The 14,181-nt window shown below is 61.8% G+C and carries 11 protein-coding genes; 5 read left to right on the plus strand and 6 right to left on the minus strand.

Features of this window, described 5'->3' with window-relative positions:
* Window positions 1-155 precede the first annotated feature (155 nt).
* Both KP003_RS19750 and selB read left to right on the plus strand, forming a co-directional pair.
* Complete coding sequence (locus KP003_RS19750; RefSeq protein WP_216789799.1) at window positions 156-1,961, plus strand: ABC transporter ATP-binding protein; 1,806 nt, start codon at window positions 156-158, stop codon at window positions 1,959-1,961.
* Between the two features lie 259 nt (window positions 1,962-2,220).
* Window positions 2,221-4,131: a selenocysteine-specific translation elongation factor gene (selB, locus tag KP003_RS19755; protein WP_216500532.1), complete on the plus strand. Its 1,911-nt coding sequence runs from the start codon at window positions 2,221-2,223 to the stop codon at window positions 4,129-4,131.
* A gap of 237 nt (window positions 4,132-4,368) precedes the next feature.
* Here the strand turns inward: selB and KP003_RS19760 are convergent, their stop codons facing one another.
* The 6 genes from KP003_RS19760 to KP003_RS19785 all read right to left on the minus strand — a co-directional run bounded on the left by KP003_RS19760 (window position 4,369) and on the right by KP003_RS19785 (window position 10,698).
* Complete coding sequence (locus KP003_RS19760) at window positions 4,369-6,321, minus strand: TraB/GumN family protein (protein WP_217300176.1); 1,953 nt, start codon at window positions 6,319-6,321, stop codon at window positions 4,369-4,371.
* Window positions 6,322-6,489: 168 nt separating this feature from the next.
* Window positions 6,490-7,308, minus strand: a complete 819-nt coding sequence (locus KP003_RS19765) for an AAA family ATPase (RefSeq protein WP_216500530.1) — start codon at window positions 7,306-7,308, stop codon at window positions 6,490-6,492.
* A gap of 136 nt (window positions 7,309-7,444) precedes the next feature.
* The gene (locus tag KP003_RS19770; protein WP_183344170.1) at window positions 7,445-7,624 is read right to left on the minus strand and encodes a hypothetical protein; all 180 of its coding nucleotides are present in this window, start codon (window positions 7,622-7,624) and stop codon (window positions 7,445-7,447) included.
* Window positions 7,621-8,577 (minus strand): ferrochelatase, encoded by a 957-nt coding sequence (gene hemH / locus KP003_RS19775; RefSeq protein ID WP_216500529.1) that lies wholly within the window; start codon window positions 8,575-8,577, stop codon window positions 7,621-7,623. Before hemH ends, KP003_RS19770 begins: the two co-directional genes overlap by 4 nt.
* A gap of 228 nt (window positions 8,578-8,805) precedes the next feature.
* On the minus strand, window positions 8,806-10,362 hold the full coding sequence (locus KP003_RS19780; protein WP_216497185.1) for a bacteriohemerythrin: 1,557 nt from the start codon (window positions 10,360-10,362) through the stop codon (window positions 8,806-8,808).
* A 147-nt stretch (window positions 10,363-10,509) separates the two neighbouring features.
* Window positions 10,510-10,698, minus strand: coding sequence for a hypothetical protein (locus KP003_RS19785; protein ID WP_216497184.1), 189 nt, complete (start codon window positions 10,696-10,698; stop codon window positions 10,510-10,512).
* A 252-nt stretch (window positions 10,699-10,950) separates the two neighbouring features.
* Between KP003_RS19785 and KP003_RS19790 the strand changes: the two genes are divergently transcribed.
* Genes KP003_RS19790 through KP003_RS19800 form a run of 3 tightly spaced genes read left to right on the plus strand, consistent with a single transcriptional unit; the run spans window position 10,951 to window position 14,079 of the window.
* Complete coding sequence (locus tag KP003_RS19790; protein WP_236026682.1) at window positions 10,951-11,832, plus strand: SCO family protein; 882 nt, start codon at window positions 10,951-10,953, stop codon at window positions 11,830-11,832.
* 31 nt (window positions 11,833-11,863) lie between these two features.
* Complete coding sequence (gene ctaD, locus KP003_RS19795) at window positions 11,864-13,483, plus strand: cytochrome c oxidase subunit I (RefSeq protein ID WP_217300177.1); 1,620 nt, start codon at window positions 11,864-11,866, stop codon at window positions 13,481-13,483.
* Window positions 13,480-14,079: a cytochrome c oxidase subunit 3 family protein gene (locus KP003_RS19800; RefSeq protein ID WP_216497182.1), complete on the plus strand. Its 600-nt coding sequence runs from the start codon at window positions 13,480-13,482 to the stop codon at window positions 14,077-14,079. Before ctaD ends, KP003_RS19800 begins: the two co-directional genes overlap by 4 nt.
* Window positions 14,080-14,181 lie beyond the last annotated feature (102 nt).

The raw sequence follows: 14,181 nt of genomic DNA on the forward strand, positions 1-14,181 counted from the left end.
GGCAAAAGCTTTAACGCAAAGTCGCAAAGGCGCTAAGACGCCAAGAAAAAGCAAAAAACAAGCGAGGGGTCAAACCTTCATAGAATTTCCCTGCGTCTCTGCGCCTTTGCGTCTTCGCGTTAGGGCTTTTGGTTTTCAGGTTTAGAGGGAGCGGCATGCACTTCGGCGGGATATACGAGGATGAAACGGTAGGTAAGGTGTACGATCGGCGCCTGATGGGGCGCTTCATCGCCTACGTCCTGCCGTACCGCCGCATGCTGACGACGGCGCTCCTGCTGCTCCCGCTGATCGCCGCCTCGAAGCTCGCCCAGCCCTGGATCATCAAGGTCGCCATCGACGAACACATCGTGAAGGGACGCATGGAGGGGCTCCCCGCCCTGGCCGCGGCGTTTCTCGCCATCATCTTCGCGGAATCGATCCTCATGTTCGCCCAGGTCTACCTGCTGCAGTGGGTGGGACAGCGGGTGATGTACGACATAAGGGTGCAGCTTTTCAGCCACATCCAGCGCCTCTCCACCCGCTTCTTCGATCAGACCCCGGTGGGAAGCCTGGTCTCCCGGTTGACCAGCGATATCGAGGTCCTGGGCGAGATGTTCGCTGCGGGCATCGTGACGGTGGTCGGGGACATCCTGGTGCTGGCGGGGATCGTCGGCATCATGCTCTGGATGAACGTGCGGCTCTCGCTGGTCACCTTCTCGGTGCTCCCGGTGCTGATCTGGGTCGCCTTCGCCTTCCGCAAATGGATGCGGCTCGCCTTCCGCCAGGTGCGCGCGCGCCAGGCGAACCTCTCCGCCTTCCTCGCGGAGAGCATCGGCGGCATGGCGGTGGTGCAGCTCTTCAATCGGGAGCGGGACGAGGCAAAGGAATTCCGCAGGCTGAACGCCTCCTACGTGGAGGCGAACCTCCCGGTGATCACCTGGGACGCGGCCCTCTACGCGGTGGTGGAATCGCTCTCCTCCGTGGCCGTGGCGCTGATCATCTGGTACGGGGGGGGCGAGATCGTGAAGGGGACGCTCTCCTTCGGCTCGCTGGTCGCCTTCATCCAGTACATCGAGAAGTTCTTCTCCCCGATCCGGGACCTTTCGGCAAAATACTCCATCATGCAGGGGGCGATGGCTTCCCTGGAGCGGATCTTCGCCCTGCTCGACAACGAGGACCGCGAGCCCGCGGTGCTGCCGGCCTCGGAAGCGGCCAAGGGGACGCCGCAGGCATGCCAGGCCTCCCCGGCGCAGGCGCTGCAGAGCATCTGCTTCAACGATATCTGGTTCGCCTACAAGGACAGGGATTACGTGCTGAAGGGTTTCTCCCTGCAGATGAAGCGCGGCGAGAAGGTGGCGCTGGTCGGGGAGACCGGCGGCGGCAAGACCACGGTGACCAGGCTCCTGTCCCGGCTCTACGACGTGGAGCGCGGCTCCATAACCATCGACGGCACCGACATCCGCGAGCTGCCGCTACCGGTGCTGCGCAGACGGATCGGCGTGGTGCTGCAGGACCCCTACCTTTTTTCCGGCACCATCGCCTACAACATCTCGCTGGGAGACCCCGAGGCGCTCAAGAGGGTGGAACAGGCGGCGGCCGTGGTCGGAGCCGATCGCTTCATCCGGGAACTCAAAAACGGCTACGACGAAGAGGTGCGCGAGCGCGGGGTGAACTTCTCCGCCGGAGAGCGGCAGTTGATCTCCTTCGCACGCGCCGTGGCCTTCAACCCCGAGATCCTGGTGCTGGACGAGGCGACGGCCAGCGTGGACACGGCCAGCGAACGGCTGATCCAGCAGGGGCTCGAAGGGTTGATGCAGGGGCGGACCACGCTCGTGGTCGCCCACCGTCTCTCCACCATCCGCGACGCGGACCGCATCGTCGTTATCCACCACGGCGAGAAGGCGGAAGAAGGGACGCACGCGGAATTGATGGCCGCCCAGGGACTCTATTACCGGCTCTACCAGCTGCAGTTCAAGGATTAGCCCATCCCCGCGTACCCGTTTTTTTCTTCGCCGTAAGTGATCCGTAGGGGCAAATAACCATTTGCCCAGCCGCCGATGCCCCCACCGCAGTCTATGGTGAGAGAGGTTAAGGCGCGATCAAGGGGGGCTAATGGTTATTCGCCCCTACGGTGGACATTCCAGCGTAGCGGCGGCATCAATGCTGTTCGGATTGAAACACTGATTGACCTTTGATTCAAAAATTGAGATATAAGAAAGAATTTTTTCACGGAGCAACACCATGAAGCATCTCATTCTCGGCACTGCCGGACACATAGATCATGGCAAGACCTCGCTGGTCAAGGCGCTGACCGGGGTCGATACCGATCGCCTCAAGGAGGAAAAGGCCCGCGGCATCACCATCGAGCTCGGCTTCGCGCACCTGGAACTTCCAGGGGACCTGCGCTTTGGCATCGTCGACGTTCCCGGTCACGAGCGCTTCGTGCGCACGATGGTGGCGGGCGTCGGCGGGATGGACCTGGTGCTCCTGGTGATCGCGGCGGACGAAGGGATCATGCCCCAGACCCGTGAGCACCTGGAGATCTGCCAGTTGCTGGGAGTCAAGCGCGGCATCGTGGTGCTCACCAAGAAGGACATGGTGGAGCCGGACTGGCTCGACCTGGTCACCGAAGAGGTGCGCGATTACCTCGCGGAAAGCTTCCTCGCCGGCGCCCCCATCGTTTCGGTTTCCTCCCGCAGCGGCGACGGCATCGACAATCTGAAAGCGGAACTGACCAAGATGGCCAAGGAGATCGAGCAGAAGCGGGTCGACTCCCCCTTCCGGCTTCCGGTGGACCGCGTCTTCACCGTGACCGGTTTCGGCACCGTGGTCACCGGCACGCTCCTCTCCGGCAGCATCGCCGTGGGCGACGAGGTAGAGATCCTTCCCTCCGGCATCGCCTGCCGCGTGCGCGGCGTGCAGTCCTTCGGCTCCAAGGTAGAGAAGGGTGGGGCGGGCGAAAGGCTCGCGGTCAACCTCCAGGGGGTGGACCACACCGACGTGCAGCGCGGCGACGTGGTCGTTCCCAAGGGGCTCTACAAGTCGACCAGCGCCGTCGACGTGCGGCTCAACTACCTCGCCTCAATGGGGAAGGAGCTGAAGCACCGCGCCGGCGTCCGCCTCCATTCGGCCACCTACGAGGTCCCCGCCAAGATCATCCTTTTCGACCGCGACGCGCTTCAGCCCGGGGAAAGTGCCTACGTGCAACTCCGGCTCGACCACCCGGTGCTGCTCTTGCCGGGCGACCCGTTCGTGCTGCGCACCTATTCGCCGCAGGCGACCCTGGGCGGCGGGACCGTGCTGGACCCCGCGCCGCCGCGCCGCCGCCGCCGTTCCGCAGAGGCGCTCGCGCTGCTCGAGGCCGTCGAATCAGGCGTGGACCAGGAGCGCATCCGGCTGCTGGTCGAGTCGTCGCTTCTCTCCGGCATTTCCATCCAGGAGATGGTGAACCGTTCCGGGATGTCGGGCAAGAGGATCGAAGCGGCCCTGGCCCCGCTCCTTTCCAGCGGCGCCGTGCTCCAGGTGGTGAAGGAGCCGCGCATCTTCCTCAGCAAGGATGCCTTCGCGCAGTTGAAGCAGAGGCTTTCCGAGGAGTTGCAGGAGTATCTCCAGGAAAACCCGATGCAGGAAGGTATCGGCAAGGAAGAACTGAAGTCGAGGATCCCAAGGCGCAGCGACGCCCGCTTCTTCGGCCCGGTGCTGTCGAGTCTGGAGAAGGACGGGCTGGCGCTTTCCGACCGCGAGCTGGTGAAGCTCCCCGGGCGCAAGGTCGGCGTGACCCAGGACCAGGCGAGCGTGCAGCGTGCCCTCGAGGAGGCGCTCACCAAGGCGTGGTTCGAGCCTCCCACCCTGAAGGAGCTTTGCGACCTGGTCGGCGCCACCGAGAAGCAGGTGCTCGATCACGCCAACATGATGTTCCGCGAGGGGAGGGTGGCCAAGATCAAGGGGGACATCTTCTACGCCCCCGGCGCCGTCAACGAGCTGCGCGACAAGCTGGTGGCCCACCTGAAGGAGAAGGGGGAGATCACCCCGCCCGAGTTCCGGGACCTGACCGGCCTGTCCAGGAAGTTCATGATCCCGCTCCTGGAGTACTTCGACCAGGAGAAGCTCACCATCCGGATGGGGGACAAGAGGGTGTTGAGGAAGGGGTAAGCGTAAAGACTGGGATTAAGACTGAGACTAAGATTGAGATTAAGACTGAGACTAAGACTAAGATTAAGACTAAGATTAAGACTAAGACTAAGACTAAGGCCCTCCGCTTCGAGGGCCTTTTTAATTTCTGGGGACGTCTCCCCCGGTCGCACGCGGGGCGAATGATTATTCGCCCCTACAAAACCTCGTCCACCTGTAGGGGCGAATAATCATTCGCCCGTCACCGCCCCGACCTTCTCACCAAACGTAATCCTTGGCGATGTCACGCTTGTCGCGACCGTAGAGGATGTGGAAGGCCCGGAGCTTCTTGAGGGCCACGGGGGAAAGACTCCCGAGCGGCAGGTAGATGATCCTTTTCCCCAGCCGGGCCGCGTGCTGCTTCATGAAACTGCGCGGCGGCTTGGCGGCGGCGTACACCACGTCCTTCTCCAGCGAGTAGTCGAGCGCCGCCATCAGGAGATGCTCCCCCTTCCCGAGCGCGAGCCGGTAGTCAGGGTCGTGCCAGACGTCGACCATGCGCCGCGGCGGATAGCTCAACAGGAATCCCCCGTACTCGCAGCGCGATATGCCGGGACCCACGATGTTGTCGGTAGGGGGCGTGGCGTAGAAGGCCATGTCCGATTCCTGCTCATGTTCGCCCAACCAGGTCATGCAGTACGGGTACTTCGTCCCCTCCTTGTCCTCGTCGAGGATCACCACGACGCACCCCACGCCGCTCTTCAACCGCTTGTTCTCTTTGACGTAGATCTTCCCCTCGTGCACGTTGCGCAGGGTCTCGCGCATGTCGATCCCGTCCAGAAGAGACGAGGTGAACGGCTCTGACTTGCTCGCCTCCTCGCTCAACTGCCGGGCCCCGATCCGCTTCAGGTTGCGGCCGTACTCCTCGATGTTGATGTCCTCGGGCGGATAGGAGCAGATGTACGGATCGTCGAACCCCTCCAGCCAGTCGCCGGGGCGCTTTTCCTTCTTCCGGTTCATCATCTTGAGCCGCGAGAGCCCCTTGGCGCGCACCTGCTCGCGCGGGCGAAACCGGATCCTCTTGGTGGCGGACCAGAGCTCGGCGGCCGACAGCCGCAGGGTGGGGATGTCGCTCGCCTCGCGCTGCCAGGGGTAGTGGGCGGCGAGCCGGAAGAAGGCGTAGGCGAAGTTGTCGTCCAGGCAGCCGCGCGCTGCGGCCAGCATCTGGAACAGGTCGGGGAGCAGCATGCGCGACAACAGGGCGTAATTTCTGGCGAAGCGGAAGAAGGCGCGCTTCTGCCAGAAGTGCACCTTGTCCCCGGTCTCCTGCCGGTAGTGCCGGGCCGCCTCGAGAAAGAGCCGCAGCATGATCTTCTGCCGGTCGGGGAGTTCCCCCTCCGGACCGATCCGGTGCGCGCTTCTCTGCACCGATTCGGCCAGCGCCTCCTCCTCGGGGATAGTCTGCTTCCCCCCAAGGATCAGCTCAAACGCGTTGAAGCTCTTTCGCAGCGAAGGACCGCCGGACGCGGGTTCGGGGGGAAGGGGCGATCGCCTGGTCTCGTAGAGGGCGGAGAGGAAGGGATACTCGGCCAGGACCTCGTGGCAGCATTCCGGGTGCAGGTTGAAGATGGTGATCCCCTCGCGGCGGGTGCGGGTCAGGGGCTGGGCCTGCGGCGCGTCGAAATCCCGGCGGATCCGCTCCAGGTGCGACATCCCGCAGATGAAGAGGACGCGCTCGTGCTGTGCCGAGAGCTGCCTCAGGCGGTAGACCATGCCACGCTCGCGGCGCAGATCCTCCTCGCCGGTCGGGATCTCGCGGTAGAGCTTTGCCACCTCGCGGTAGAACGGTTCCAGGCCGATGCGCTGCACCGAGTAGGAATCGGGGAGCTGCTCGGGATGTGAAGGGTAGGAGTCGAGGTCGATGTCGACCAGGTGCAGCGGGACCTCGTTTTCAAGGGCGAGCCGCGCCCCCTCGATAAGGGGGTCGGCCGGTTCGATGATGAGGAACACGGACTGGCCGCCGACGTGGTAGGCGAGCACCGAGATCTCAGGCAGGCGCCGCACGCCGCGCAGGAACTGCTGCTCCAGCGTTTGTGGGAGCTCCAGCGCGATGCAGTCCGGCTTCACCGTCTCGAACGCCTCCCGCACCAGGTGGGCGAACTCCATCCGGTAATGCAGGATGGGGAGGGCGTGGACGTTGCCGAATTGTTCCAAGTAGAGGTGGTCGGACATAAGTAAAAGGTGTGGAGCTGATTTTAGATGCCGCAGTTCATCCCCCTCGCCCTCCGGGAGAGGGGCAGGGGTGAGGGCATGCGGCAGCTTGGTCCTTTGTGGCGTCGCACTCACCCGGCCTGCGGCCACCCTCTGCCGGGGGGAGAGGGTAATGGAATGGACGAAGTCTTACTTCAGGTAACGGAGCGCCTCTTCCCCGAGTATCCGCTCCACGGCAAGCGGCAGGAGTTCGCGCGGGTCCTTCTCGGTCGCCGCCATCATCTTTAAGGCGTAGCGGGCGATGTTGATGCCGTCTCGCACCGAGTAGGGCTCGTCCGCCGCGTGGCCGCGCTGCAGGAACTGCACGACGTAGTTGAGGATTGAACTGCCGGCGAAGGGAAGATTCTCCTTCAGGATGGCCAGTTCCTCGTCCGCCTCGGGGAAGTCGATGAAGAGCTGCGGCTGCAGCCGGGAATGGATGTACTCCGGCACCTCGAAGGTGGAGGAGTCCTCGTTCATGGTCACCACGATCCGGAAGTCCGGGTGTGCCTGGATCCTGAGACCGGTGATGATCGATTCGACGTAGCGGCGGTCATCAAGGAGCGGCGCGAGGGACGCCCATGCCTTCTCGCTCATCCGGTTCCCCTCGTCCAGGATCAGCACGCCCCCCGAAATCATGGCCGAGACCAGCGAGGAGGCGGCGTACTGGATGGTCCCCTCGGGGCCGATCACCGGCGTCACGATCAGGTCCTCGGGGCGGGTGTCCATGGTGGCCTGGAACAGGTAGACCTTGCGTCCCAGCTTCTTCGCGGCGGCGTAGGCGAGGGTGGTCTTGCCCACCCCCGGCTTGCCGATCAGGCGCGGGTTGAAGGGGATGTCGCGCTCGTCGATCACCATCCAGGCAGCCAGAAGCTGTCGGAGCAGTTCCTCGTCCCCCACCCAGCGCAGGGGGAGCTCGATGGGGTTGGCGAGGGTCAGGTTGATGCCGTCCAGGGTTATCCGATCCATAAAAGCTCCAAAAAAAACCAAACCATTAGCCATGGAGAAGTTCGGAGTAAATCAGAGAGAACCAAAACAAAGACTTTAGGGGTTCAGGTTTTCTCAGATGTCCTCAGATTTTATCCGTGGCTGACGGTTTCAGGTTTTAGGTATTCATCTCGTGCCCGTACATCATGACCAGCCGGGCGCGGTTCTCGCGGCAGCTTTTGCAGAGCTCGCCCGCGTCCTTGAAAAATTCCTCCGCCAGCCACTCCCCCGCCTCGCCGTACAGCGAATCCGGCTCGTTCTCGTCGTACTCGGTCTTGCAGATGCTGCAGGTTTTCATGCTTTTACCGTCGTCCGTACCAGGTCCGCCAGGCAATCCAGGAACATCGGGTCGGAGTTGAGCGACTCGGTCCTGACGAAGCGCTTGATGCCGTGCGCCTTCGCCTCTTCGGCGTACTGGATGTCGATCTCGTAGAGGGTCTCGATATGGTCGGAGACGAAGGAAAGCGGCACCATCAACAGGTTCTCCTTCCCCTCCTTGGCCAACCGCTCGAGGGTCGCCTCGGTGGAGGGCTCCAGCCACTTCACCTTGCTCGCCTTGGACTGGAAGCAGAGCAAGTGGCTCGCCTCGCCTACCTGTTCCATCACCAGCCGCACGGTCTCCTGGATGTGCGCCAGGTACGGGTCGCCTTCGTCGATGAAGGACTGGGGAAGCGAGTGGGCCGAGAAGACGATCTCCACGTCCTTGCGGTCCGGGAACGCCTGCAGCCCCCGGATCACCTTCCCGGCCAGCGCCTTGATGTAGAGCGGATGGTTGTAGAAACGGTCGATGTAGGTGATCTCGAAGTCGGCCTTCGATTCCTTCAGCACGCGCTGCAGCTCGTTGACGCTGGAACCGGTGGTTGCCTTGGAGTAGTGCGGGTACAGCGAGAGAGCCACGACGCGCTTGATCCCCTCACGCTTGATCGCCGCCAAGGCATCGATGGTAGAGGGGCGGGAGTAGCGCATGGCGACGAAGGAGCGGAAGCGCTCGCCCAGAAGCGCCTGCAGTCCCGCTCCCTGGGCCTCGGTCAGCTCACGGATCGGGGACTTGCCGCCGATCTGGCGGTAGTACTCCTCCACCTTGGGGGCCCGCTTGTTGACGATGCGCCGGGCGATGAAAGGCTGCAAAAAGGCCGGCCCGATCTTGATGATGTCGCGGTCCGTGAAGAGGTTCATGAGGAAAGGGTGCACGGCGTCCAGTGAATCGGGGCCTCCCATCTGGAGCAGCAGGAGTGCGGTTTTGTCTGACATGGCAACCTCTTGGGCGAGAATAGTGGCCCAAGAAATGTAGCAGAAAACGAGGGGAAGTAGAACCGGTTTAATTCATTGGGAAGGGGGAACGGCAAAACAAATTAACAGGGATAAAAAGGATAGAAGGGATGAACAGCGAAAACCACACGGCTTTGGTTTAAAACCCTAAGCTTCTGATTTACGCAGTTATCCCTTTTATCCCCTTTATCCCTGTTAAATGGTTTTACCTTAGCGGACGCCGGCCTTGGTGAGGTGGGGGGCGTAGCGCTTGTCGGTCCCCTTGATGTGGTTCACCAGCCAGTTCTGCAGGAATTCGATGACGTCGTGGGTGAGCACCGTTTCGCCCGAATTGAATTTCTGCTGGAGCTCGAGCACCTGGCTCACCAGGGCCTTGTGCTGCTGGACGTGCGCGGTCTCCTCGGGATAGCCGGATTTGCGGAAAGCCTCTTCCTCGGCGGCGAAGTGGCTCCCGGTGTACTCGATCAGGCGCTGCAGCACGGAACCGATGACTTCCTTGCTCCGCTTGTGCTGCATCGCCTGGGCCAGCTCGTTCACCATGGCGAACAGCTTCTTGTGCTGCTCGTCGAAGGTGTTGATGGTGGTGGCGAAGCTCTGGTCCCAGACCATGGCGTCGGAGAGCTGGAAGTGCGAAACCAGTTCGTGCAGCTCGTCCACCTGCTGCACCAGCTTGCTGGTGGCGGCCTTGGTGTTGCGGGCGCTCTCCACGTTGCTGTTGACCACGCTGGTGATCATCTGGATGTTGCCGGTGATCTCGTGCGTGGTGGCGGTCTGCTCCTCGGCGGCGGTGGCGATCTGGGAGAGCTGCATGGTCAGGTCGTTGATCATGCTCAGGATCCCGTTCAGGGCCTCGCCGGAGCGGCAGGTCTCGGCCGTTCCCTGGTTCACCTGCGCCACCCCCTCGCTCATGGCGCCGACGGCGTCCCGCGTCTCGCTCTGGATCGACTTGATCATGGTGTCGATCTCCTTGGTGGCTCGGGTGGTCCGCTCGGCCAGGGCCCGTACCTCGTCCGCTACGACCGCGAACCCGCGCCCGGTCTCGCCGGCGCGGGCGGCCTCGATGGCCGCGTTCAATGCGAGGAGGTTGGTCTGGTCGGCGATGTCCTCGATAGTGCCGGCTATGGCGCCGATCTGGTCGGAACGCTCACCAAGCCCCGCCACCGATGTGGAGGTGGAGGTGACCCGCTGCGCGATGTTCTCCATGAGTACCGCGCTGTTCCTGACGATCTCCGCACCGGCGTTGGTCTCGGCGGTGGCCTTGTGGGCATTTTCTGCGGCGTAGATGCAGTTGCGCGCGATGTCGGCGGAGGTGGCCGACATCTCCTCGCTGGCGGTGGCGATGGTGGACGCCTGCATGGCGACGTCTTCGGCGGCGGACGCCATGGCGTCGTTGGTGGCGCTCACCAGTGCAACGGAGTCCCTGACCAGGTCGGTCACGGTAAAGAACTGGTGCATGGTCTTGTTCCAGTCCCCCATCATGTTGTTGAAGGCGTTTGCGATACGCCCGATCTCGCCGCTGGGGATGTCCTCGACGCGGCGGGAGAGCGTGCCCTGGGCCGCGGCCTCCAGTGCGTCGGCGATCTCCCGCAGGACCCGCGATTCGGAGCGGGCCACCAGCCAGCTGGCCAGCGCGGAAATTACAAAGATGAAGGTTCCGGCCGCCACCATTGTCAGGATGTTGCCGCAATTCCCCAAGGCAATGGTAGAGGTGACCGTCGCACAGACAGCAATCAGGTTGATCGTGATTAGGCGGGCACTAAAAGACATGGACGATCTCCTTTTCTCGGCTTTGCACACTCAAGGAGATTATCGTCTGGTAAAGGGGAAAACTTTAAAGATATTGATTCGTATACGTTGAATTGAGCTGCGACCCCTATGAACGAGATGACGCATGAAGCACGTTCATATACGCGTTTACCAGGAAGAGCGCCCGCCTTGGTGCAGCCGATCTTGGGCGGCGGCGAGGCTGGCGGCTATTTCGGGGTTGTTGATCTGCTGGTTTCTCTGCCTCTGCTGGACTTTTTCCGATTGTTCGATCTGCATCACGAAACCGCAGGAGAGTATGATTACTGCCATCACGATCTTGCAAGGAAAACTCTTCATCGTCGGCCTCCTTGTTGCCGGGAAAGCCTCGGACCGCTCCCCGACCTGCCTGCCATATGAGGAACAATATTGGTGCAGTCTAATGTATAACAAAATTAAGTCAAGCTTAATCTTCCCCGGTGGCGCATCCAACCCAACATCGCAGGGGGAAAAGCCGCAGACGGGCGGCTCGGTTCTAAATAATTTCACCTCATGTGGACAGCCGGGAAGATTGATTTATAATGAGCACTTGTTTTTCCCATGAGAGGTCTAATGGAATTGAGGCTCATCATTCGTTTTCTCAGGCGGGCGGCGTTGTTGGGAGCGGTGGTCCTGTTGCTGCTCCCGGCAGCCGTGCGCGCCCATAGCGAGGAGGACGCCTCCGCCCACCATGAGGGCGCACCACAGGCGGATGCGAACGTGGGGCTCGACGAGCGGCTGGGAGCGAAGATCCCGCTGGACCTGGTATTCAAGGACGAAGACGGGCGCCAGCGACGCCTGCAGGAACTGATCACCGGCCCGACCATCATCCTCCCGGTCTACTATTCCTGCACCAACGTCTGCAACTATCTGCAGGAAGGGCTGGCCAGGGCGCTCCCCGAGATCAAGCTGGAACCGGGGAGAGAATATCGGGTCATCTCTGTCAGCTTCGACGAGCGTGAGAACCCGCAGCGGGCACTGAAGTCGAAGCACCTGTACCAGACGGTGATGAAGGGGAAATTCCCGCAGGGGAACTGGACGTTCCTCACCGGCGACGCCGCCAGCATACGGAGGCTCACCGATGCGGCCGGGTTCCATTTCCAACGCAAGGGCAACGACTTCGTGCATCCCGTGGTCAGCTTCGTCGTGGCGCGGGACGGCATGATCGTGCGTTACCTTTACGGCACGCAGTTCCTTCCCAAGGACCTTACCCTCGCCCTGATGGAAGCGCGCCAGGGGCGCATCGGCACAACCATAAGCAAGATGGTGAGCTACTGCTTCAGCTTCGATCCCAACAGCAAGAGCTACGAGTTCAACATTCTCCGGGTGAGCGCGACGGCGATCATCGTCTGCGTGGTTGGCTTCATCATCTTCCTGGTGGTGGGGGGAAAAAACGGGAAAAACGGCAGCAACGCCAGCAACAGCAATGACAAGGGAAATGACAACGACGCCTAGTTACGCGGGCGCTGCATGTTTCGGGGGAAAAATGAGTCAAGAGACGGCAATGGCGGAAGGCGGCTTCTGGCGGGATACCGGGAGGACAGGGATCGGAGCCTGGATATTCTCGACCGATCACAAGCGGATCGGGCTGATGTACCTTTACTGCGTGCTCGGCTTCTTCCTGGTCGGGGCCTTCCTCGGACTATTGATCCGGCTGGAGCTGATGGCGCCGGGACCGACCATCATGACCGCGAAGACCTACAACGCTCTGTTCACCGTGCACGGGGTGGTGATGATCTTTCTCTTCATCATCCCAGGAATACCGGCCTCGTTCGGGAACCTCGTGCTCCCCATACAGCTCGGCGCTCGGGATGTCGCCTTTCCCCGGGTGAACCTCTTTTCCTGGTGGCTCTACGCCACCGGCGCCATCATCGTGCTGGTCTCGCTCTTCACCGGCGGCGGTGCACCCGACACCGGCTGGACTTTTTACGTACCCTTCAGTGCCCGCACCACCACCAACGTCTCGCTGGCGGTATTCGGCGTCTTCGTGCTGGGCTTCTCCTCCATCCTGACCGGGATCAACTTCATTACCACCATCCACAGGATGCGTGCTCCGGGGATGACCTGGACCAGGATCCCGCTCTTCACCTGGAGCCTCTACGCGACTGCGTGGGTGCAGGTGCTCGCCACCCCGATCATCGCCATAACTCTGCTGCTCGTGGTCACCGAGAGGATCCTGGGGCTGGGGCTGTTCGACCCCACCCGCGGCGGCGATCCGGTCATGTACCAGCACATGTTCTGGATCTATTCGCACCCGGCGGTCTACATCATGATCCTGCCGGGCATGGGGGTGATCTCCGACATCATCCCGGTCTTCTCCAGAAAGCCGATCTTCGGCTACAAGATGATCGCCTTCTCGAGCCTCGCCATCGCGGCAGCAGGCTCCGCGGTATGGGGGCACCACATGTACACCTCGGGGATGAGCGACACCGGCGTGCTGGTCTTCTCATTTCTGACCTTCATCGTGGCGATCCCGTCGGCCATCAAGGTTTTCAACTGGGTCTCCACCATGTACAAGGGCTCGATCTCGCTGGAAGCGCCCATGCTCTTCGCGCTCTCCTTCATCCTGCTCTTCTCCATCGGCGGTCTCTCCGGCCTGATCCTGGGCGCGGCCGCCACCGACATCCACGTGCACGACACCCACTTCGTGGTAGGGCACTTCCATTACGTCATGTTCGGTGGCACCGGCTTCGCCTTCTTCGCGGCGGCCCACTACTGGCTCCCCAAGTACTTCGGGCGCAGGTACCAGGAGAAGCCGGCCATCGTGGGGTGGGTCTTCATGTTCATCGGCTTCAACATCCTCTACTTCACCATGCAGGTGCTGGGGATGGAGGGGATGCCGCGGCGCTACTACGACTACCTCCCAGAATTCGCCCGGCTGAACTTCGTGGCCACCGTCGGGAGCTGGATCCTGATAGCCGGGGTCATCATCGTGGTCTGGAACCTCTGGCACGGGCTCTTCAAGGGCGAGGCGTTCGCCGGTAACCCCTGGGGTGGGGCGACCCTTGAGTGGAGCGTCGCGACGCCTCCGCCCACCGAGAACTTCGAAGAGGACCCGGTGGTAACCCACGGGCCGTACGATTTCAAAGGGGCGGGGGTTCCATGAGTCACCTGGAAAAGGACAGTTTCGGCGCCAAGCTCGGCATGTGGTTGTTCCTGTTCACGGAGATGCTCCTTTTCGGCGGCGTCTTCCTTCTCTACTCGGTGTACCTGACCCGCTACCCCAAGGAGTTCGGTCTGGGAGGGCGCCAGCTCGACCTGGTCTACGGCGCCACCAACACCGTTGTGCTCCTGACCAGCTCCCTGTTCGCGGCCATGTCGGTGACCGCGATCAAGACCGGCGCGAAGAAACTCACCCTCGGCCTTCTTTCCGGGACGGTGGGCTGCGCGTTCATCTTCCTGGGGATCAAGTACCTGGAGTGGAGCGCAAAATTTCATCACGGCATCTACCCGAACTCCCCGAAGCTGATCGCTGGCCCCCCGGGCGAGTCCATATTCTTCAGTCTCTACTACCTCACCACGGGCCTGCACGGCATCCACGTCATCGTGGGCGCGGTACTGATGAGCTGGACCGCGGTGATGGTGCAAAAAGAGAGGCTAAACGCGAGCGACAACGTGACGCTGGAAAACGTCACCCTGTACTGGCACCTGGTCGACTTGGTCTGGATCTTCATCTTCCCGCTCTACTACCTGATACTTTAAAAGCAGATTTAGACTGAGATTAAGATTAAGAAAAGACTAGGCAGGTGGTCAGTGGCATACTTCGTCAATGGTTCGGCTTCAACTTTATCTTAGTCTTAATCT

The organism is Geomonas diazotrophica, from assembly GCF_019063885.1.
In the GTDB taxonomy this organism is placed as follows: domain Bacteria; phylum Desulfobacterota; class Desulfuromonadia; order Geobacterales; family Geobacteraceae; genus Geomonas; species Geomonas diazotrophica.